We start from the raw sequence: 20,116 nt of genomic DNA, 5'->3' as shown, positions 1-20,116 counted from the left end.
GTCAGACGGTCCTTCCGGTCTCGCGCAGGCTCCGCAGGAGGGTGGCGCGCGGGGTGTCCATGGTGGCGAGGGTCTCTTCGAGGACGTCCTGCGGCATGCGGTGCAGGGCGTCGGCGACGTCGGCGCGCAGCCGCTGGGCGACCTCGGGCTCGTACTTCCCGGCCTTGTTCACGTGGAAGGCGATCATGGCGCAGTAGGTGCGGACGGCCTTGGGCAGGAAGCGGTCGGCGTCCCGGTCCCGGGAGACCTCCTCCAGGAGCAGGTCGTAGGAGGGGATGAAGTCCAGCTGGCGGTTGTCGCTGATCTGGGTCAGCGAGGTGGTGACGCCCCGGCGGTAGAAGACGCCGTGCAGGGAGAGGGCGGCGTAGGTGCGGGCCTTGAGGTGGAGGCGCCAGACCCAGAGCCGGTCCTCGGCGGTGCGCAGCCTGGTCTCGAAGCGGGACTCGCCGTTCTCGAAGAGGGTGCGGCCGTAGACGCCGAAGGGGACGAAGGGGTAGTCCACCATCGTGATCATGCTGGCCGGGGCGATGCCGTCGCGGGGGTCCATGACGGCGTCGCGGACCTTGGCCGGGGCGTACTTGATGTTCCGCTTGCGGCCCTCGGCGAGGACGTGGTCGGTGCGGGCGAAGTCGCAGCCGAGCCGCTCCGTGCCGTCGACGGCGGCCCGGAGGTGGCCGGGGGCGTACCAGTCGTCGCCGTCGAGGAAGGTGATGTAGTCGCCGGTGGCGGCGTCGATGCCGGTGTTGCGGGCCTGGGCGACGCCGAGGTTGGTCTCGTGGCGGATCACCCGGGTGTTCGGGATGCGGTCCCGCCAGCGGTCGAGGACGTCCGGGGTCTCGTCGGTGGAGCAGTCGTCGATCAGCAGGAACTCGAAGTCCGGGTCCGCGTTCTGGGCGAGGCTGCGCACGGTGTCGGGGGCGTACGGCCCGACGTTGTGGAAGGGGACGACGACGGAGAGTTTGGGCACGCGGAGAATCCCCACACTGGATCGGAGACGGAGTCGGACGGAGGGCTCGGAGGCGTACGGAGGAGTGCCGCACGCGGTGGACTCGGGGTGTCGTCCGGCTGTCAGGCGCCGGTACGGCGGGCAGCGTAATCGGCGTCCTGAGCAGGCGAACGAGCCTCGTGTGGACGGCCGGTGAACTCTTGTCGTCCCTCGTGCGAACCGTCCTCCGGCCGCCGGGTGCGGCGCCGGGCGAGCAGCGCGGTGCCGGCGAGGGCGAGGAGGGCGGTGGCCCCGGCGGCGGCGCCGAGCCGGACGCCGGGGGGCCGGAAGGAGCAGCTCACCCGGGTCGCGCGGCCGTCCAGGGGGACGGCGAGCAGGCCCCGGTGGGAGCGGGCGGAGACCGGCTCGGCGTCCCCGGCCGCGCAGCGCCAGCCGGTGGCGCGGGGGACGGCCACGACGGCGAGGCCCGTGCTGCCGGGCGGCAGTTCGGCGGTGAGGGCGTGGCCGGTGGCGGTGACGCGGGTGGCACCGGTGGCGGTGAGCCGGGTGACGGCGGCGGCGAGCCGGGCGCGGTCGAGGCAGCCGACGGACTGGCGCGGCAGGACCGGCTTCCGGCCGGGCACGAGCCGGATGCGGACCTCGCCGCCGGCCGGGACGGTGCCGAGGGTGCGCATCGGGGCGCGGACGGCGGGCGGGCGGCCGTCGTAGTCGGCGGGGGCGCCGCCGGCGAGGGCGGCGGTGCCCTTGTACTCGGGCGCCCAGAACCAGACCTCGGCGCCGGCCGGGCAGCGGGCGGTGAGCGTGGTGCCGGTGCGGCGCACGGCGGGCAGTGCGTAGACGGAGGAGCCGAGGAGCAGTTCCTGGTTGCGGAAGGCGGAGTCGGCCGGGTCGACGGCGGCCGGCCGGCCCGGGTGGACGGTGACGAGCGGCGGTACGGCGGTGGTCGTGGCGGTGGCGGTGCCGCGGGGCGCGGCGTCCTGGCGCACCGGTTCGGCGGCCTCGGAGCGGATCCGGGTGCCGATGGAGAAGATCGCGTCGGTGACGGGGTTGTCGAGGGTCTCGGGATGGCGGCCCTTGGCGTAGTGGCCGAAGCCGAGGGAGTCGAGGGTGCGGGAGGTGTTCTCGGTGGTGAGGCTGGAGTAGGCGTCGGCGCCCTCGCCACCGAGGAGGAGGGGTTCGTTGCCACCGGGCAGCGGGCCGGGGTCGGTGCGGTACGCGGGCCAGGCGTCGGCGCGGGCCACCTCGGCGCCCACCGCCCGCTGCCAGCCGCCGATCCGCGGCGCCCAGGCCACGTCGGCGCGCTGCTGGCGCTCGACGCGCGCGCCGCTGACGGCCGCCTCGCCCGCCTGGGCGGCGAGCAGGAGGACGGCGGCGCCGGCGGCGAGGGCGGGTGTCCGTGCGCGGCCGCGGAGGAGGAGCAGCGCGGCGGGGGCGGCGAGCAGGAGGGCGGCGCCGGCGGCGGGGTAGCTCCAGGCGTCGATGTCGGTACTGGTGCGGGCGGCGAGGGCGAGCGCCCCGAGGAGGGCGGCGGCGCCGAGCAGGGCGGCCGGGCGGGGCACGCCGGGGGCGCCGGAGAGCCAGGCGGCGACGAGGAGGAGGCCGCAGAGGACGAAGGCCTGGCGGTACGGGTTGCCGTTGGGCGAGGCGCCGGCGTGCCAGAGGAGGTGGGTGGGCCCCCACTGGAGGGAGAGGGTGACGAGGACGACCGCCGCCGTCCAGCCGTACCGGACGCGCGGGGCGACGGCCCGGTTGAAGGGCAGCGTGAGGGCGAGGAGGAGCGCGGGCGTGCCGATGAAGAGCGCCGGCGTGTCCGCGTTGTCGGTGGCGGGCAGGAGGCGGCCGAACAGCTCGGTCCAGGCGGCGGGCGCGAAGACCGTCTCGGGCGTCGGGTCGGCGTACCTGGTGCCGCTGAAGACGACGAGGACGAGCGGCGCGGCGAGCCCGACGCCGAGGCCGACGGTCCACACGGCCCGGAGGAGGGCGGCGAGGCGGGGCCGGACGCCGGCGGATCCGGTGGTTGCGGCGGTCGCGGTGGTCCCGGCGGTATCGGTGGTTCGGTCCGTACCGGTGGCCGCGGCGGTTCCGGCCGCACCGGCCGTATCGGTGGTGAGGAGCCGGACGACGAGGAAGAGCGCCGCGCCGAGGGTGGCCATGTAGGCGGTGTAGAAGTTGGCGATCCAGGCGACGGCGACGACCAGCGGGCCGAGCACCGGCCGCCGCCCCGCCCGGGCCCACTCGGCGACGAGGCAGAGCAGCGGGAAGGCGATGAGCCCGTCCAGCCACATCGGCACGGAGGCGCCGTGGTTGAAGGTCCAGCCGGAGAGCGCGTACGCGGCCCCGAGGAGGGCGGCGAGCGGCCAGGGGCCGCCGGAACGTCCGGCCGCCGGGCGGAGCCGGATCAGCAGCGCGGCCATCGCCGCCCCCGCCGCGGTGATCTTGAGCACGGTGATGACGTACAGCGCGAGCTCCGGCCGGTCGGCCGGGAAGAGGACGACGAGCAGGGAGAACGGGCTGCTCAGATAGGTGCCGATGTCGCCGAGGAAGCCCGCCCCGAAGCCGGAGTTCCAGTTGAGGAAGGCGTCGCCGTGGGTGTCGCCGAGCAGGAAGGCGCGCCAGTAGGCGTGGTACGGCAGGTACTGCTGGCCCAGGTCGACGACGTTCCGGGTGTACGGCCCGAGCGGGTGGCTGCGGGCGAGCGCGGTGGCCAGGACGAAGACGGCCGCCGTGAGCAGTCCGGCGCCCGCGGGGGCGAGCAGCAGCGGGTTCCGGACCGCGCGGAGTCCCCGTGCTCCGTCCCGGGCAGGGGCGGGCGCGGGTGGGGCGGCGGGTGGCACGGATCCTCCAGGGAGCGCACGGCTCGTCGATCACCCGCGGCGAACGCACGGCGGGACGAACCCATTACTCCCGGTTGGAGCGTCCCGGAGTGGATCACCGGGCGATGTCCCGGCAGCGTCCGGGTGAACACCCGGTGTCACCGCCGGGAGGCGCACCGCACCGGAAGGGGGCGCCCTCCTCGGGCGGGGCGCCCGCTCGGCAGGCACCTCAGGCCGGGGTCACCGGCAGGACGTCCGGCGACAGCGTCGCCGCGCGGGCGCTCGCGCTCGTCATCCGCCGGCGGTAGTGGCGGCGGCACAGCACCTCGTACCCGACGACCTCCGCGGCGGTGTTCACGTCGCCGACGACGACCTGCTCGCCCTCGACGACCATGTGGCCGTCGACGGTCCTGGCGTTGTGGGTGGCGCGGGCGCCGCACCAGCAGAGGGCCTCCACCTGGAGCTGCTCGATCCGGTCGGCGAGTTCGATCAGCCGCTGCGAGCCGGGGAAGAGCTTGGTCCGGAAGTCGGTGGTGATGCCGAAGGCGTACACGTCGAGCCCGAGGTCGTCGACGATCCTCGCGAGCTGGTCGATCTGGACCGGCGCGAGGAACTGCGCCTCGTCGACGATCACGTAGTCGGCCTTGCCGCCCTGCGAGAGCTGGTCGACGAGGTACGCGTACAGGTCGAGGCCGTCCGGCGCCTCGACGGCCTCGGTGACCAGGCCGAGCCGCGAGGACAGCTTCCCGGCGCCCGCCCGGTCGTCCCGGGTGAAGATCACGCCCTGGAGTCCGCGCGCGTCGCGGTTGTGCGCGATCTGGAGCGCGAGGGTGCTCTTTCCGCAGTCCATCGTTCCGGAGAAGAACACCAGCTCGGGCATGACGGGTCGGGGACCTTTCGGGTCGGAGGGGGGACGGGAGGGACGGAGGGGCGGTCAGGAACGGACTTCGAGCAGCGGTACCAGCTGCTCGGCGGGGGTCATCGACCCGTGCATGCCGGTCATCCGGGTCTCCAGCGGTTCGCCGACGGACGCGACGAGGGCCACGTCGTCGTGGGCCGCGGCGACGACGTCGCCGATCCGGCCGTACACCCGCTCGTCGACGGTGTCGCCGAACCAGCCGAGGGCGATGGCCTCGTCGCGGCCCGCCACCCAGAACTGCTCGCCGAGGACCTCGCGCCAGCAGGTGAGAACGTCGGCCTCGGCACCGGGGACGGCGTAGACGTGCCGGGCGCGGCCCTCGCCGCCGAGGAGGGCGACGCCGGCGCGCAGCTCCCAGTCCTCGTCGACGTCGATCCGGTGCTCCTCGTCGAAGGGCACGTCGACCATGCCGTGGTCGGCGGTGACGTACAGCGCCGAGCGGGCGGGCAGCTGCTCGGCGAGCCGCTGGACCAGCCGGTCGACGAGCATGAGCTGGCCGCGCCAGGCGTCGGAGTCGAGGCCGAAGCGGTGCCCGGCGCCGTCGAGTTCGCTGTAGTACGTGTAGACCAGCGAGCGGTCGCCGCCGGCCAGCTGCTCGGCGGCGAGGTCCATCCGCTCCTCGCCGGAGAGGCGGCCGTGGAAGGTGCCGCCGCTGAGCGCGATCTGGGTGAGCGGGGTCTGCTCGAAGATCGGGGAGGACACCTGCGCGGTGTGGATCCCGGCCTCGTGCGCCCGCTGGAAGACGGTCGGGTACGGCTGCCAGGCCTTCGGCGCCGTCCAGGGGCGCCACTTGAGCTGGTTCATCAGCTCCCCGGTCTCCGGGTTGCGCACCATGTAGCCGCCGAGACCGTGGGTCCCGGGGGCACGGCCGGTGCCCACGGAGGCGAGCGAGGTCGCGGTGGTGGCGGGGAAGCCGGCGGTGAGGGGCCGGCCGGTGCCGCCGCGCGAGGAGCCGAGCAGCGAGGTCAGGTACGGGGCCTCGTCCGGGTGGGCCTTGATCTGCTCCCAGCCGAGCCCGTCGACGAGGAAGACGCAGACGCGGTCGGCGGGGACCAGCTCGACGATCCGGGCGTCGAAGCCGGGCACGTCCTGGCCCGCGACGAGGGTGGGCAGCAGGTCGGCGAGGGAGCCGGAGCCGTACTCGGGCACCGGAGCGGACTCGGGCGCGAGCGGAACCGGATCGTCCGGCCAGCCGTGGGAGACCGAGGTCGGCTGCGCCATCAGCGGCCGGCCGTCGGCGCGGTGTCGGCGGTGGCCTCGGAGAGGGCCTGGGCGAAGGTGAGGGTCTGCCGGACGGTGTCCGGGCCGTCCCCGGCCTCGCTGACGCGCAGGCTGAGGTCGTCCGCGGTGGCGTTGCCGGTGTAGCCGTGGTCGGCGTCGCAGTTCGGGTCGCCGCAGGCGGCGGGCTCCAGGTCGATCCGGGAGACGGCGCCCCACCCGATGGTGAGGACGACCTCGCGGGGCACGCTGCCCGGGGTGTACGACTCCGGGTTGGCGACGACCCGGCTGACCACGACCGAGGAGATCCGGTCCAGCTTCACCGACTCGGTGGACGTGGTGGCGTACGGGCTCGGCGAGCTGTTGTCGGCCGCCTGCTCGTCGGTGTGGCTGACGATGAACCGGCTCGGGGTCAGCACGAGGACGGTGACGTGGCGCCGGACCTCGTTGGCATCGAAGGTGGTCTCCTGGTGGACCACGTACGACGCCACGTCCTCGCCGCCGACGGCGGCCTCCACCGCCTCGGACACGAGGGCCGGGTAGTAGCCGCTGCGCTCGATCGCCGCGCGCAGCCCCTGGGTCGTCGTACCGCTCTTCACCATGGACTCCATCCTACGGGGCCGCGGGGCCCCTCCGACCCTTCAGTAGCTGGGCAGGCGGCGGGGGCCGAGGTCGGTGGTGGGCGCGGGCGGGGCGAGCCGGACCGCGGCGCCGAGGACGGAGACGCCGGAGGGGGCGACGACCGCGGGTTCGAGCGCGACGGAGACGATCTCCGGATGGTCGTCGACCAGCCGCGACACCCGGAGCAGCAGCTCTTCCAGGGCGGGGGTGTCGACGGGGGCCGAGCCGCGCCAGCCGAAGAGCAGCGGGGCGGTGCGGATGGAGCGGACCAGCTCGGCGGCGTCCCGGTCGGTGGCCGGGACGAGGCGGTGGGCGGTGTCGCCGAGGAGTTCGGAGGCGGCGCCGGCGAGCCCGAAGGAGAGGACGGCGCCGGCGGCGGGGTCGATCGCTGCGCGGATGACGGTGTCCACGCCCCGGGGCGCCATCGCCTGGACGACCGGCTGGAGCTCCTCGGGCTTGCCGAGGGCCTCGGTCAGCTCGGCGTAGGCGGTCCGCAGCTGCTGCTCGGTGGCCAGGTCGAGCCGGACGCCGCCGAGGTCGGGGCGGTGGCGCAGGTGGGGGGCGGTGGTCTTGAGGGCCACCGGGTAGCCGAGCCGGGCGGCGGCCGCGACGGCCGCGTCGGGTCCGGGAGCGGGCAGGGTGGGGCGCAGCGCGATGCCGTACCGGCCGAGCAGTTCGGCGGTCTCCTCGGCGGTGAGGCCGACGCCCCGGGACTCCTGGCCGGCGCCGCGCTCGCGGAGCACGCGGTCGATGAGCGCGGCGGCGCCGGGCTCGTCGATGGAGTCGTACTCCGGTACGCGTCCCGGGTCGGCGGCCTGCCGCCGCCACTGCGCGTACCGCACGGCCTCGGCGAGGGCGCGGACGGCCCGCTCGGCGGCGGGGTAGGCGGGGATGTTGCGGGCGGGGGCGGCCGGGTCGGTGGCCTCGGACGCGTCCTGCGCCGCCTGGGTGTCCTGCGGGGCCTGCGTGTCGTGTGCCGCCTGGGTGTCCTGCGGGGTCTGCGTGTCCTGCGGCGGCCGCGTCCCGGGGGGTGCGGATGCGGCCGTGCGGCGCGGGCGGGCGGGCGCGGGGCGGGTACTGGTGGCGGCGGAGAGCGCCTCGGCGAGGCCGCCCATCTCGACATGGACGACGACGACCGGCTTGGCGGCGCCCGCGGCCCCGCTGCCGGCGACGGCCTCGCGGAGGGAGGCGGCCAGGACCTCGGTGGTGCCCTCGATGCCGACCCACGGGATCGCGGTGACGACGACGGCGTCGCAGGAGTCGTCGGCGAGCGCGGCGGCGAGCGCGTCCCGGAAGTCGGCCGGGGTGGCGCCGGTCGTCAGGTCGAGGGGCCGCTGCGGGCGCAGCCCCTCGGTGAGGCAGGCGTCGTACGCGAGGAGGCCGAGGGACTCGGAGTTGCCGAGGATCGCGACCCGCGGGCCGGCCGGCAGCGGCTGCCCGGCGAGCAGCACTCCGGCGTCGACGAGCTCGGTGACGGTGTCGACGCGGATGACGCCGGCCTGGCGGAGCAGCGCGGAGACGGTGGCGTGCGGGATGCGGGTGACGGGCACGCGGTGACCGGGCGGGGCGCTGCCGCTGTGCCGGGCGCCCTTGACGACGACGACCGGCTTGACGGCGGCGGTGCGGCGGGCGAGCCGGGCGAACTTGCGGGGGTTGCCGAGGGACTCCAGGTAGAGGAGGACGACGTCGGTCGCCGGGTCGTCGTACCAGTGCTGGAGGACGTCGTTGCCGGAGACGTCCGCGCGGTTGCCGGCAGAGATGAAGGAGGAGAGGCCGGCGCCGCGCCGGTGCAGCCGGGCGAGGAGGGCGACGCCGATGGCGCCGGACTGGGTGAAGAGGCCGATGCGGCCGGCGGCGGGCAGCTCGGGGGCGAGGGAGGCGTTGAGCCGCACGTCCTCGGCGGTGTCGATGATGCCGAAGGCGTTGGGGCCGATGATCCGCATGCCGTACGAGCGGGCCTGGCGGACCAGGGCCCGCTGCCGCTCGCGTCCCTCGTGACCGCCGCTCTCGGCGTAGCCGGCGGAGAGGACGACGAGGCCGCGCACCCCGTGCTCGCCGCAGTCGGCGACGACCTCCGGGACGCGCTCGGCGGGGACGGCGACGACCGCGAGGTCGACGGGGGCTCCGATGGCGGCGACGGAGGGGAAGGCGGGCACGCCGTCGAGTGCGGCGCCCGCCTCCGCGCCGAGCGCGGGGTTGACCGCGTACACCTGCCCGGTGAAGCCGCCCGCGACCACGTTCCGCAGCACGGTCCTGCCGACCCCGCCGGGGGTGCGTCCGGCGCCGACGACGGCGACCGAGCGGGGGGCGAGGAGCCGCTGGACGGAGCGGGCCTCGGCGCGCTGTTCGCGGGCCCGCTGGACGGCGAGGGAGCGGTCGGTCGGTTCGAGGTCGAGGTGGAGCCGGACGGAGCCGTCCTCGAAGCTGCGCTTCTGGGTGTAGCCGGCGTCCGTGAACACCTTGATCATCTTGGTGTTGGCGGGGAGCACCTCGGCGGCGAAGCGGCGGATGCCGCGCTCGCGGGCGACGGCCGCGATGTGTTCGAGGAGGGCGGAGGCGACGCCGCGGCCCTGGTGGGCGTCCTGGACGAGGAAGGCGACCTCGGCCTCGTCGGCGGGGAAGGAGGCGGGGCGGCCGAGGTCGTTGATCCGGTCGTACCTGACGGTGGCGATGAACTCGTCGCCGACGGTGGCGGCGAGGCCGACCCGGTCGACGAAGTCGTGGTGGGTGAAGCGGTGGACGTCCTTGGCGGAGAGCCGGGGGTAGGGGGCGAAGAAGCGGTAGTACTTCGACTCGTCCGAGACCTGCTCGTAGAAGCTGACGAGCCGGTCGGCGTCGGCGGCGGTGATGGGCCGGATGCGCGCGGTGCCACCGTCCCTGAGGACGACGTCGGCCTCCCAGTGGTCGGGGTAGGCGTGCTCCTCCGGCGCCGGACGGCCGTCCGCCGCCCCACCCGAGACCCCGGCCCCGCCGCCTCCGGCCCCGTCCGGTCCGTCCGTCTGCTCCGACGCGCTGCGCATGGGCAAAGCCTACGGCCGGGGTCCGTCACCGGCACCGTCCGCGCGCCCACTCCCTGGCGGTACACGGCTCGCGCGGCCTCCCGGCCCCGTGCAAGGTGAGAGGGCCGGACGTCGCACGGACGCGGGACCTGTGTCGGCAGGAGCACGCCGCAACCCGTGAGAGACTGGTCTAGACAACCCGCTGAAGACCTGAAGGGCAACACCATGGCTGAGCGCCGCGTCAACGTCGGCTGGGCCGAGGGCCTGCACGCCCGCCCCGCCTCCATCTTCGTCCGTGCCGCCACGGCCTCCGGTGTCCCGGTGACCATCGCCAAGGCCGACGGCAACCCGGTCAACGCCGCGTCGATGCTCGCGGTCCTCGGCCTGGGCGCGCAGGGCGGCGAGGAGATCGTGCTCGCTTCGGACGCCGAGGGCGCCGAGGCCGCGCTGGAGCGCCTCGCCAAGCTCGTCGCCGAGGGCCTCGACGAGCTCCCCGAGACGGTCTGACCCGGCGGGTCGATCCACGCTCCCCCCGACGGCCGCGTCCCCGGAAATTCCCGGCGGGCGCGGCCGTCCAGCATTTCCCGGGCAGGGGAATTTCCTTTTCGGAGAGTTTCCGGGCAGCACGAAAGAAGCCCTGGAATTGCTATTCTTTGTATACGGTGCCCGTGTTAATTCCGGACGCTCGCCGTGTTGACGGCATGTTGCGAAACCCTCACGCGGCCCCGCTCGGGCCTTTTCAGCCGGTGCAGCGGAAGCGTGTGCTCGGCGTGCTGCGCGGTGAGCGCGCGGGCCCGCTCGGCGTCCCCGCGGGCGACGGCGTCGACGATGGCACCGTGCTCGGCCCACGCCTCGACGGGCCGGTCCGGCTGGTCCACCACGTACATCCAGGCGATCTTGTGGCGCAGCTGGGTGAGGAGCGCGGCGAGCGCCGGGGAGCCCGAGGCCTGGGCGAGCGTCTCGTGGAACCAGCCGCCGAGCGCCCGCAGATCCTCGCCCTGACCCCGGCGGGCCCGCTCCTGCCCCAGCCTGACCAGGCCCCGCAGCACCTTGAGGTGCGCGTCGGTGCGCCGCTGGGCGGCCCGGGCGGCGCCGAGGGGTTCGAGCAGCGCCCGTACGTCGAGGAGGTCGGAGGCCTCCTGGTCGGTGGGCTCGGCGACGTGGGCGCCCGCGTGCCGGCGGCTGACGACGAAGCCCTCGGACTCCAGCGTGCGCAGTGCCTCGCGGACCGGGACGCGGGAGACGCCGTACCGGCGGGCGAGCTGTTCCTCGGTCAGGCGGCTGCCGCGCTCGAAGAGTCCCGAGACGATGTCGTCCCGGATCGCCGTGCATACCGATTGCGCGGGAACCCGCATGTCCGACCTCCGTATTCGCTCCGCGCGCACCGAATTCGAGCAGCGCCGTTCACGCGACTCTATTGCAGGGCGCCGGAAATTCCGATGCCCCCTCGCAATTCGTCCGGTTCGCGACGGAATCCCCGCGGCTCCGGCCCTCGGCACCGCCCGCCAGAACGCGAAAAGGCCCCGGCTCGCATGAGCCGGGGCCTTTCGGTGCAGCGGGGGAGGCGAGCCGTCAGAGGCTGACGCCCCGGGCGCGGAGGTACGCGACGGGATTGATGTCGGAGCCGTACTCGGCGGTGGCCCTGGCCTCGAAGTGGAGGTGCGGGCCGGTGGAGTTGCCGGTCGAGCCGGAGACGCCTATCTGCTGGCCGGGCTCGACGGTCTGACCGACGTACACGCCGATGGACGACAGGTGGCCGTACTGGGTGTACGTGCCGTCGTTCATCCGGATCACGATGTTGTTGCCGTACGCGCCGCCCCAGCCGGCCTCGACGACGGTGCCGGAGCCGACGGAGACGACCGAGCTGCCGTAGGAGGCGTGGAAGTCGACGCCGGAGTGGCTGCCGGAGGACCAGAGCGAGCCGCCGGTCTTGTAGCCGGTGGAGACGTACGAGCCGGCGACCGGGAGGGTGAAGGAGGCGAGCCGGCGGCGCTCGGCCTCACGGGCGGCGCGCTCCTCGGCCTCGCGGATCTCCTGGGCGCGGGCCTCTGCCTCGCGCTTCGCCTCGGCGCGCGCCTTGGCCCGGGCCTCGGCCTCGGTGGCCTCCCGCTCCTGGGCGGCGGCCTGCGCGTTGAGCTGGTCCGCGATGGACTCGTCGGCGATCACCCGGGTGAGGCCGGTGTCCTCGGGGGAACGGTCGTCCGTGTCGGCGGCGAGCGCCGGGGAGGCCAGGGTGCCGACGACGCCGGTGGTGGCGAGGGCGGCCACGCCGGCGATGCCGGCGCTGCGGCGAGCCAGTCGGCTCGCACCACGATGCTTCCCGGTGGCACGGGTGAACGCCAAGACGGTTCCTTTCCTTCCCTCTCGCCTACCGGGTTAGCTGACGGGTTCGGAGCAGGAAGGTCTCCTACGGGCCCCTCCGCGCGGCGAAGGCGTCCGATTCACCCCAGGGACTGCGTGGGTCCCCGGCTCCCCAGGCTCGCGCCTGACGGGGACTCGGCGATGTCTGTCCGGTTGCCGCGGGTGCGGCGCGTGCGTCGGGTCGGACAGACGCACCGACGCTAGGCCGGACGGATGCCGATCGCCAAACAGACTCGCTCATTTGTAAGACATGCCACAGGGCATACGATCACCCTTATCTCCATAACGGACAAAGCGGAGGTCTCCGATGCTTCTGCGCATCGGAGACCTCCGCCGGCGGTTGACGACCGGTCAACTCGCCACGGGGTCACATCCCCCCAGGGTCAGCTCACCACGGTCACGTCGCCGATGCCGAGGGCCCGCACGGGCTCCTCGATCTGCGACGCGTCGCCCACCAGGACCGTGACGAGCCGGTCCACCGGGAAGGCGCTGACGACGGCGGCCGTGGCCTCGACCGTGCCGGTCTCGGCGAGCCGCGCGTACAGCCGGGCCTGGTAGTCGTCCGGCAGGTGCTGCTCCACCTGGTCGGAGAGGGTCGCGGCGACCGACGCGGCCGTCTCGTACTTGAGCGGGGCCACGCCCACGAGGTTCTGCACCGCCACGTCCCGCTCGGCGTCGGTCAGACCGCCCTCCGCCAGGGTGCGGAGCACCTTCCACAGGTCGTCGAGGGCCGGACCGGTGTTGGGGGTGTCGACCGAGCCGCTGATCGCGAGCATCGAGGCGCCGTGGCCCTCGCCGTCCGAGCGGAGCACCTGCCCGAAGGCGCGCACGCCGTACGTGTACCCCTTCTCCTCGCGCAGGACGGCGTCCAGACGGGACGTCAGGGTGCCGCCGAGGCAGTAGACGCCGAGGACCTGCGCGGCCCACACGGAGTCGTGGCGGTCCGGGCCGATCCGGCCGATGAGCAGCTGGGTCTGGACCGCCCCGGGACGGTCGACGATGACGACCCGGCCGGTGTCGTCGGCGGTGATCGGCGCCATCGGGCGCGGCGCGGCCGGCTTGCCGCTCCAGCCGCCCAGGGTCTCGGCGAGCACCTTGTCGAGGTCGACGCCGGTGAGGTCGCCGACGACGACCGCGGTGGCGGCGGCGGGCCGCACGTGCGCGTCGTAGAAGGCGCGGACGGCGGCGGCGTCGATGGCCTTCACCGTCTCCTCGGTGCCCTGGCGGGGCCGGGAGAGCCGGGTGTCGGCCGGGAAGAGCTCCTTGTAGAGCTGCTTGGCGGCCCGGCGGCTCGGGTTGGCGGCCTCGTGCGGGATCTCGTCGAGCCGGTTGTCCACCAGGCGCTTGACCTCGTCGGCGTCGAAGGCCGGGGAGATCAGCGCCTCGGCGACCAGGCCCAGCGCCTTGGGGAGCCGGGAGACCGGGACCTCCAGGGAGACCCGGACGCCGGGGTGGTCCGCGTGCGCGTCGAGGGTGGCGCCGCAGCGCTCCAGCTCGGCCGCGAACTCCTCGGCGCCTCGCTCGGTGGTCCCCTCGGAGAGGGCGCGCGCCATGATCGTGGCGACGCCGTCGAGGCCCTCGGGCTCGGCGTCCAGCGGCGCGTCGAGGAAGATCTCGACGGCGACGACCTGCTGGCCGGGGCGGTGGCAGCGGAGCACCGTCAGGCCGTTGTCGAGCACGCCGCGCTCGGGGGCCGGGAAGGCCCACGGCCTGGCCGTGCCGGCCTGCGGCTGCGGGTGGAACTCCATGCTGGTCAGGGAGGCGGCGTCGGTCACCGGTCCGCTCCTTCCTCGTCGTCGCCGTCGGCGCTGTCGTCGGTGGACACCGGCTCGTAGACCAGCACCGCGCGGTTGTCGGGGCGCAGCCGGGCCGCGGCCACCTCGCGCACCTCGTCGGCGGTGACGGCGAGGACGCGGTCGACCGCGGTCAGGGCGAGCTGCGGGTCGCCGAACAGCACGGCGAAGCGGCACAGTTCGTCGGCGCGGCCGGCCACCGTGCCGAGCCGGTCCAGCCATTCGCGTTCCAGCTGGGCCTGGGCGCGCTCCATCTCCTCCGCGGTCGGGCCCTCGGCCGCGAAGCGGGCGAGCTCCTCGTCGACGGCCGCCTCGATGGCGGGCACCTCGACGCCGCCGGAGGTCTTGACGTCCAGCCAGCCGAGCGACGGGGCGCCGGCGAGCCGCAGCAGGCCGAAGCCGGCGGCGACCGCGGTGCGGTCGCGGCGGACCAGCCGGTTGTGCAGCCGGGAGGACTCGCCGCCGCCGAGCACGGTGAGGGCGAGGTCGGCCGCGTCGCACGCGCGCGTGCCGTCCTCGGGCAGCCGGTAGGCGGCCATCAGGGCGCGGGCCGGGACGTCCTCGACGACGACCTCGCGCAGCTGCTCGCCGATGACCTCCGGCAGGGCGCCGTCGCGCGGGGCGGGCTTGCCGTCGTGGCCGGGGATGGAGCCGAAGTACTTCTCGATCCAGGCGAGCGTCTGCTCCGGGTCGATGTCGCCGACCACCGACAGGACCGCGTTGTTGGGCGCGTAGTAGGTGCGGAAGAAGGCCCGCGCGTCCTCCAGGGTGGCCGCGTCCAGGTCCGCCATCGAGCCGATGGGGGTGTGGTGGTACGGGTGGCCCTCGGGGTACGCGAGCGCGGTGAGCTTCTCGAAGGCGGTGCCGTAGGGCACGTTGTCGTACCGCTGGCGGCGCTCGTTCTTCACGACGTCGCGCTGGTTCTCCATCGACTCGTCGTCGAGGGCGGCGAGCAGCGAGCCCATCCGGTCCGCCTCCAGCCAGAGCGCGAGCTCCAGCTGGTGGGTGGGCATCGTCTCGAAGTAGTTGGTGCGCTCGAAGCTGGTCGTGCCGTTGAGCGAGCCGCCGGCGCCCTGGACGAGTTCGAAGTGGCCGTTGCCGTGCACCTGCTTCGAGCCCTGGAACATCAGGTGCTCGAAGAGGTGGGCGAGGCCCGTGCGGCCCTCGACCTCGTGGCGCGATCCGACGTCGTACCAGAGGCAGACCGCGGCGACCGGGGTCAGGTGGTCCTCGGAGAGGACCACCCGCAGGCCGTTCGCCAGCCGGTGCTCGGTCGCTGTCAGGCCGCCGGAGCCGGCCTCGGCCGTGGCCGTGTGACCCATGGGCATGTACGTCCCTTCGATCGCGATCTGGAAAAGTCCTGCCACTGTATGCAAGCGCGCCGCCACCTGGCGAAGTTCCCGGAGTCCTCCGATGTCCCTCGTCCGGGTCGCGGTCGGCGTTGTCGGTGGCACGGTCCACAATGGTCCGCGTCAGACTCAAGCTTTGTCGGAGAAGGAGCCGCAGCCGCGATGGCCCGCCGCAGCACGAAGACACCGCCGCCGGACGACGCGTACGAGGAGAGGATCCTCGACATCGACGTCGTCGACGAGATGCAGGGCTCCTTCCTCGAGTACGCCTACTCGGTCATCTACTCGCGCGCCCTGCCCGACGCGCGCGACGGCATGAAGCCGGTCCAGCGGCGCATCGTCTACCAGATGAACGAGATGGGCCTGCGCCCCGACCGCGGGTTCGTCAAGTGCGCCCGGGTGGTCGGCGAGGTGATGGGCAAGCTGCACCCGCACGGCGACGCCTCGATCTACGACGCCATGGTCCGCATGGCGCAGCCCTTCTCCATGCGGCTGCCGCTGGTCGACGGCCACGGCAACTTCGGCTCGCTGGGCAACGACGATCCGCCGGCCGCCATGCGGTACACCGAGTCGCGGATGGCCCCCGCCGCCCTCCTGATGACCGAGTCGATCGACGAGGACACGGTCGACTTCGCGCCCAACTACGACGGCCAGGAGCAGGAGCCGGTCGCGCTCCCCGCCGCGTACCCGAACCTGCTGGTGAACGGCGCCTCGGGCATCGCGGTCGGCATGGCCACCAACATGCCCCCGCACAACCTCGGCGAGGTGATCGCGGCCGCCCGCCACCTGATCCGGTACCCGAACGCGGACCTGGACGCGCTGATGCGCTTCGTCCCCGGCCCCGACCTGCCGACCGGCGGCCGGATCGTCGGCCTGAACGGCATCCGGGACGCGTACGAGTCGGGCCGCGGCACCTTCAAGATCCGCGCCACCACCTCGGTGGAGACCGTGACGGCCCGCCGCAAGGGCATCGTCGTCACCGAACTGCCCTTCACGGTCGGCCCCGAGAAGGTCATCTCCAAGATCAAGGACCTCGTCGGCTCGAAGAAGCTCCAGGGCATCGCCGACGTCAAGGACCTCACCGACCGGGCCCACGGGCTCCGCCTGGTCATCGAGATCAAGAACGGCTTCGTGCCCGAGGCCGTCCTGGAGCAGCTCTACAAGCTGACGCCGATGGAGGAGTCCTTCGGCATCAACAACGTGGCCCTGGTGGACGGCCAGCCGCTCACCCTGGGCCTCAAGGAGCTCCTGGAGGTCTACCTCGACCACCGCTTCGAGGTCGTCCGCCGCCGCTCCGAGTACCGCCGCGGCAAGAAGCGCGACCGGCTGCACCTGGTCGAGGGCCTGCTCGTCGCCCTCCTCGACATCGACGAGGTCATCCGGCTCATCCGGGAGAGCGAGAACTCCGCGCAGGCCAAGGAGCGCCTGATGGAGCGCTTCTCGCTCAGCGAGATCCAGACCCAGTACATCCTGGACACCCCGCTGCGCCGGCTCACCAAGTTCGACCGCCTGGAGCTGGAGACCGAGCGGGACCGGCTCACCGGCGAGATCGACGAGCTGACCGGGATCCTGGAGTCCGACTCCGAGCTGCGCAAGCTGGTCTCGGCGGAGCTGGCCTCGGTCGCGAAGAAGTTCGCCACCGACCGGCGCACGGTCCTCCTGGAGTCGGCGGGCGCCCCGGTGGCGGCCGTGCCGCTGGAGGTCGCGGACGACCCGTGCCGGGTGCTGCTCTCCTCGACGGGGCTGCTGGCCCGGACGGTCTCGGCGGAGCTGCCGCCGGTCGACCCGGACGCCAAGCGGGCCAAGCACGACGTCATCGTCTCGTCGGTGGCGGCCACCCAGCGCGGCGACGTGGGCGCGGTGACCTCGACGGGCCGGCTGCTGCGGATCGCGGTGATCGACCTGCCGCAGCTGCCCGACACGGTCGCGGCGCCGAACCTGGCGGGCGGGGCGCCGCTGTCCGAGTTCCTGTCCCTGGAGGCGGACGAGACGCTGGTCTGCCTGACCACCCTGGACGAGTCCTCCCCCGGTCTGGCGCTCGGCACGCTCCAGGGCGTGGTCAAGCGGGTGGTGCCCGACTATCCGGCGAACAAGGACGAGCTGGAGGTCATCACCCTCAAGGACGGCGACCGGATCGTCGGCGCGGTCGAGCTGCGGACGGGCGAGGAGGACCTGGTCTTCATCACCTCGGACGCGCAGCTGCTGCGCTACCCGGCCTCCCAGGTGCGGCCGCAGGGCCGCCCGGCCGGCGGCATGGCGGGCATCAAGCTGGCGGCCGGCGCCGAGGTGCTGTCCTTCGGCGCGGTCGACCCGGCGGCCGACGCGGCCGTCTTCACGGTGGCGGGCTCGACCGGCACCCTGGCCGGCTCCGCCGCGACCTCGGCGAAGCTGACCCCCTTCGACCAGTACCCGCGCAAGGGCCGGGCGACCGGCGGCGTGCGCTGCCAGCGCTTCCTGAAGGGCGAGGACGTCCTGGTCCTGGCCTGGGCGGGCGCCCTGCCGGCCCGCGCCGCGCAGAAGAACGGCACCCCGGTCGAGCTTCCGGAGCCGGACCCGCGCCGCGACGGCTCGGGCACCCCGCTGCCGAAGCCGGTCGACGTGGTGGCGAGCCCGGCGACCTAGCCGCCCCCGCGTACGCGACGAAGCCCCCCGTTCCGGACGGAACGGGGGGCTTCGTGGTGCGGCGGAGCCGTCGGGTGGACGAGGGTGGGGCGGGGCGCCCGGGCGCGGCCCGGCCCGAGTCGCGGGCGGGGCACGTCAGGGGCGGGCCGGGTCAGCTGCGGGCGGCGCCCGAGGCGTAGAGCGTCTCGATGCCGGCGACGATCAGTCGCAGCCCCTCCTCGAAGCGCTCGTCGTAGCCGGCGAAGATCTCGGCGCCGGCCGCGGCCGCCAGGGGGTAGTCGGCGAGGCGCCGGGCGCGTTCCTCGATGTCGAAGGCCTCCCGGACCTCGCCGGGCCGGGACTCGGTGCCCTGCTCCTCGGTGACGAAGCCGAGCGTGTACATGTACGCCGTCGTACTGGCCCGCACCGCCTCGCGCAGCGAGAACCCGGCGTCGACGAGGGCGCCGAGCTGGCGCTCCATGTCCTGGGCGTGGTCGGTGCCGGTGAAGCGGGCGCCGCTGTAGACCTTGGCGCCGTCCCGGTAACGCAGCAGCCCGGCGCGCAGCCCCCGGTTGGCGGCGAGCACGAGCTCCTGCCAGCTCTGCCCGGTGGCCGGCCGGGCGTCCGGGTCGGCGACCATCCGCCGGTACATGACGGTCGCCATCTCATCGAGCAGGGCCTGCTTGTTCTTGAAGTGCCAGTACAGGGCCGGGGCCTGGACGTGGAGCTCCTGGGCGATCGCACGGAGCGTGAGGCCCTCCAGGCCCCGCTCGTTCAGCAGCCGCAGGGCGGTCTCCGCCACCTGGCCGGGTTCCAGCTTGTTCGTCTTCTTGGTCGCCACCCCGTCACGGTATCCCCTTGACTCCTTAACGTCGTTAAGGTCATCCTTGGGGCATCGCATTTAACGACGTTAAGGAGCGGAGGCGGTCACCCATGCCGGCGGACACGAACACGGACAGGGACACGGACGTCGTCATCGCGGGAGCGGGCCCGACGGGGCTGGTCCTCGCCCTGGACCTCGCCCGCCGGGGCGTCCGGGCACTCCTCCTGGAGCGGGCCGGCGGCCTCTTCCCCGGCTCGCGCGGCAAGGGACTCCAGCCCCGCAGCCAGGAGGTCCTGGACGACCTGGGCGTCCTGCCCGAAGTGCTGGCCGCAGGGGCCGCGTACCCGAGGATGCTGGCCTGGGAGGGCGCCGAGCGGCGCGGCGCGTGGGACATGATCGAGCACTCCGAGCCCACCGAACAGGTGCCGTACGCGAACACGCTGCTGATCCCGCAGTCCCGCACGCAGGAGCTGCTGTACGCCCGGCTGACGGAGCTCGGCGGCGCGGTCCGTTTCGGCGCCGAGCTGGCCGGACTCGAGCAGGACGAGGACGGCGTGACGGTGGAGCTGACCGGCGGCGAGACGATCAGGGCCGCCTGTCTGGTCGGCGCGGACGGCGGCCGCTCCACCGTCCGCAGGGCCCTCGGCATCGGCATGACCGGCGAGACCGTCGACCCGCGCCCGATGCTCGTCGCCGATGTGCGGATCGCCGCCGGGGCGGTCACGGACCGGGCCCACTGGCACGTCTGGCGGGCCCGGGACGGCGGCGTGGCGCTCTGCCCGCTGCCGGGCGGCGACGGCCTCTTCCAGCTCGCCGCCACCTTCGAGGACGCGGCCGCCACGGTGGACACCACCCCGGAAGGCGTCCGCGCCCTCCTCACCGCCCGCACGCCCCTCACGGCGGACGAGATCACGGACGTGCCCTGGGCCTCCGACTACCGCGTCCGGGCTGCCCTGGCGGACCGCTTCCGGGAAGGCCGCGTCTTCCTGGCGGGCGACGCGGCCCACGTCCACTCCCCCGCCGGTGGCCAGGGCCTCAACACGGGCGTCCAGGACGCGTACAACCTCGGCTGGAAACTCGCCCAGGTCCTGCTCCACGGCGCTCCGGCCGCACTCCTCGACTCGTACGAGGCGGAGCGCCGCCCGGTGGCGGCGGAGGTCCTGGGCCTCAGCACCCGCCTCCACAGGGCCACCGCCGACGGCGAGGCCACCCAGCGGGGCAAGGACGTCCAGCAGCTCGGCCTCGGCTACCGGGGCTCGGCACTCACGGTGGACACCCGCCCGGAGACGTCCGGGGACGCCCTGCGCGCCGGCGACCGCGCACCGGACGGTCCGTACGGCGGGGGGCGCCTCTTCGACCTCTTCCGGGGCCCGCACTTCACCCTGCTGACGATCGGCACCACCGCACCGCCGCCCCTCCCCCGCTCCGTCCGCACGGCCGCACTCCCGTCGTACGCCCCCTACGGCCCCGGCGTCTTCCTCATCCGCCCGGACGGCTACGTCGGCTGGGCCGGCACCCACGCCGGCCCGACCCTGGACGCCTATCTGACGGCGGTCGGCCTGACGCCGGCCGGCCCGACACGGACGGAGGCGACGGCCGCCTAGGGTCTGTTGCGAAAGTGGATCTTGTTCGTTGATGATCACGTCCTGTGGGACGTGGGGATCTGACGAACG

Annotated in this window: 14 protein-coding genes and 1 riboswitch; of the genes, 3 read left to right on the top strand and 11 right to left on the bottom strand. The window is 74.1% G+C overall.

Features of this window, described 5'->3' with window-relative positions:
* Window position 1: 1 nt before the first annotated feature.
* From IE245_RS35515 to IE245_RS35490, 6 genes are all read right to left on the bottom strand, one after another.
* Window positions 2–967, bottom strand: coding sequence for a glycosyltransferase family 2 protein (locus tag IE245_RS35515; protein ID WP_189955412.1), 966 nt, complete (start codon window positions 965–967; stop codon window positions 2–4).
* Between the two features lie 101 nt (window positions 968–1,068).
* A complete protein-coding gene (locus IE245_RS35510) occupies window positions 1,069–3,780 on the bottom strand; it encodes a YfhO family protein (protein WP_189955410.1) in 2,712 nt (903 codons plus the stop codon).
* A 208-nt stretch (window positions 3,781–3,988) separates the two neighbouring features.
* A complete protein-coding gene (locus tag IE245_RS35505; RefSeq protein ID WP_189955408.1) occupies window positions 3,989–4,639 on the bottom strand; it encodes a thymidine kinase in 651 nt (216 codons plus the stop codon).
* Window positions 4,640–4,693: 54 nt separating this feature from the next.
* Entirely contained in the window at window positions 4,694–5,899 is a 1,206-nt protein-coding gene (locus IE245_RS35500) for an alkaline phosphatase family protein (RefSeq protein WP_189955406.1), read from the bottom strand.
* Entirely contained in the window at window positions 5,899–6,498 is a 600-nt protein-coding gene (locus IE245_RS35495) for a DUF5998 family protein (RefSeq protein ID WP_189955404.1), read from the bottom strand. The genes IE245_RS35500 and IE245_RS35495 overlap by 1 nt, the downstream gene beginning before the upstream one ends.
* A 39-nt stretch (window positions 6,499–6,537) precedes the next feature.
* On the bottom strand, window positions 6,538–9,537 hold the full coding sequence (locus IE245_RS35490) for a bifunctional acetate--CoA ligase family protein/GNAT family N-acetyltransferase (protein ID WP_189955402.1): 3,000 nt from the start codon (window positions 9,535–9,537) through the stop codon (window positions 6,538–6,540).
* 204 nt (window positions 9,538–9,741) lie between these two features.
* On the opposite strand from IE245_RS35490, the gene IE245_RS35485 reads away from it, so the two are divergent.
* On the top strand, window positions 9,742–10,023 hold the full coding sequence (locus IE245_RS35485; RefSeq protein ID WP_043227291.1) for an HPr family phosphocarrier protein: 282 nt from the start codon (window positions 9,742–9,744) through the stop codon (window positions 10,021–10,023).
* 164 nt (window positions 10,024–10,187) lie between these two features.
* On the opposite strand, the gene IE245_RS35480 is transcribed toward IE245_RS35485, so the two are convergent.
* From IE245_RS35480 to IE245_RS35465, 4 genes are all read right to left on the bottom strand, one after another.
* On the bottom strand, window positions 10,188–10,871 hold the full coding sequence (locus tag IE245_RS35480) for a GntR family transcriptional regulator (RefSeq protein WP_189955400.1): 684 nt from the start codon (window positions 10,869–10,871) through the stop codon (window positions 10,188–10,190).
* Window positions 10,872–11,088: 217 nt separating this feature from the next.
* Window positions 11,089–11,859, bottom strand: a complete 771-nt coding sequence (locus IE245_RS35475; protein ID WP_189955398.1) for a M23 family metallopeptidase — start codon at window positions 11,857–11,859, stop codon at window positions 11,089–11,091.
* A gap of 7 nt (window positions 11,860–11,866) precedes the next feature.
* A riboswitch (cyclic di-AMP (ydaO/yuaA leader) is annotated at window positions 11,867–12,028 on the bottom strand.
* A gap of 232 nt (window positions 12,029–12,260) precedes the next feature.
* The gene (locus IE245_RS35470; RefSeq protein WP_189955426.1) at window positions 12,261–13,625 is read right to left on the bottom strand and encodes a M16 family metallopeptidase; all 1,365 of its coding nucleotides are present in this window, start codon (window positions 13,623–13,625) and stop codon (window positions 12,261–12,263) included.
* Between the two features lie 23 nt (window positions 13,626–13,648).
* Window positions 13,649–14,998, bottom strand: a complete 1,350-nt coding sequence (locus IE245_RS35465; RefSeq protein WP_189955396.1) for a M16 family metallopeptidase — start codon at window positions 14,996–14,998, stop codon at window positions 13,649–13,651.
* A gap of 183 nt (window positions 14,999–15,181) precedes the next feature.
* Here IE245_RS35465 and IE245_RS35460 point away from each other — a divergent pair, with 183 nt between their 5' ends.
* The gene (locus IE245_RS35460; protein ID WP_189955394.1) at window positions 15,182–17,641 is read left to right on the top strand and encodes a DNA gyrase/topoisomerase IV subunit A; all 2,460 of its coding nucleotides are present in this window, start codon (window positions 15,182–15,184) and stop codon (window positions 17,639–17,641) included.
* A 151-nt stretch (window positions 17,642–17,792) separates the two neighbouring features.
* On the opposite strand, the gene IE245_RS35455 is transcribed toward IE245_RS35460, so the two are convergent.
* Window positions 17,793–18,461 (bottom strand): TetR/AcrR family transcriptional regulator C-terminal domain-containing protein, encoded by a 669-nt coding sequence (locus tag IE245_RS35455; protein WP_189955392.1) that lies wholly within the window; start codon window positions 18,459–18,461, stop codon window positions 17,793–17,795.
* A gap of 92 nt (window positions 18,462–18,553) precedes the next feature.
* Between IE245_RS35455 and IE245_RS35450 the strand changes: the two genes are divergently transcribed.
* A complete protein-coding gene (locus IE245_RS35450) occupies window positions 18,554–20,047 on the top strand; it encodes an FAD-dependent monooxygenase (RefSeq protein ID WP_189955390.1) in 1,494 nt (497 codons plus the stop codon).
* The last annotated feature ends 69 nt before the right edge of the window (window positions 20,048–20,116 follow it).

The organism is Streptomyces roseolus, from assembly GCF_014649855.1.
In the GTDB taxonomy this organism is placed as follows: Bacteria; Actinomycetota; Actinomycetes; order Streptomycetales; family Streptomycetaceae; genus Streptomyces; species Streptomyces roseolus.
This window is presented reverse-complemented; position numbering and strand designations above follow the sequence as displayed.

Coding starts and splice junctions, on each gene's coding strand:
- IE245_RS35505 (WP_189955408.1), bottom strand. CDS start 4,639: ATGCCCGAGCTGGTGTTCTTCTCCGGAACGATGGACTGCGGAAAGAGC.
- IE245_RS35500 (WP_189955406.1), bottom strand. CDS start 5,899: ATGGCGCAGCCGACCTCGGTCTCCCACGGCTGGCCGGACGATCCGGTT.
- IE245_RS35495 (WP_189955404.1), bottom strand. CDS start 6,498: ATGGTGAAGAGCGGTACGACGACCCAGGGGCTGCGCGCGGCGATCGAG.
- IE245_RS35490 (WP_189955402.1), bottom strand. CDS start 9,537: ATGCGCAGCGCGTCGGAGCAGACGGACGGACCGGACGGGGCCGGAGGC.
- IE245_RS35485 (WP_043227291.1), top strand. CDS start 9,742: ATGGCTGAGCGCCGCGTCAACGTCGGCTGGGCCGAGGGCCTGCACGCC.
- IE245_RS35480 (WP_189955400.1), bottom strand. CDS start 10,871: ATGCGGGTTCCCGCGCAATCGGTATGCACGGCGATCCGGGACGACATC.
- IE245_RS35470 (WP_189955426.1), bottom strand. CDS start 13,625: ATGGAGTTCCACCCGCAGCCGCAGGCCGGCACGGCCAGGCCGTGGGCC.
- IE245_RS35465 (WP_189955396.1), bottom strand. CDS start 14,998: ATGCCCATGGGTCACACGGCCACGGCCGAGGCCGGCTCCGGCGGCCTG.
- IE245_RS35460 (WP_189955394.1), top strand. CDS start 15,182: ATGGCCCGCCGCAGCACGAAGACACCGCCGCCGGACGACGCGTACGAG.
- IE245_RS35450 (WP_189955390.1), top strand. CDS start 18,554: ATGCCGGCGGACACGAACACGGACAGGGACACGGACGTCGTCATCGCG.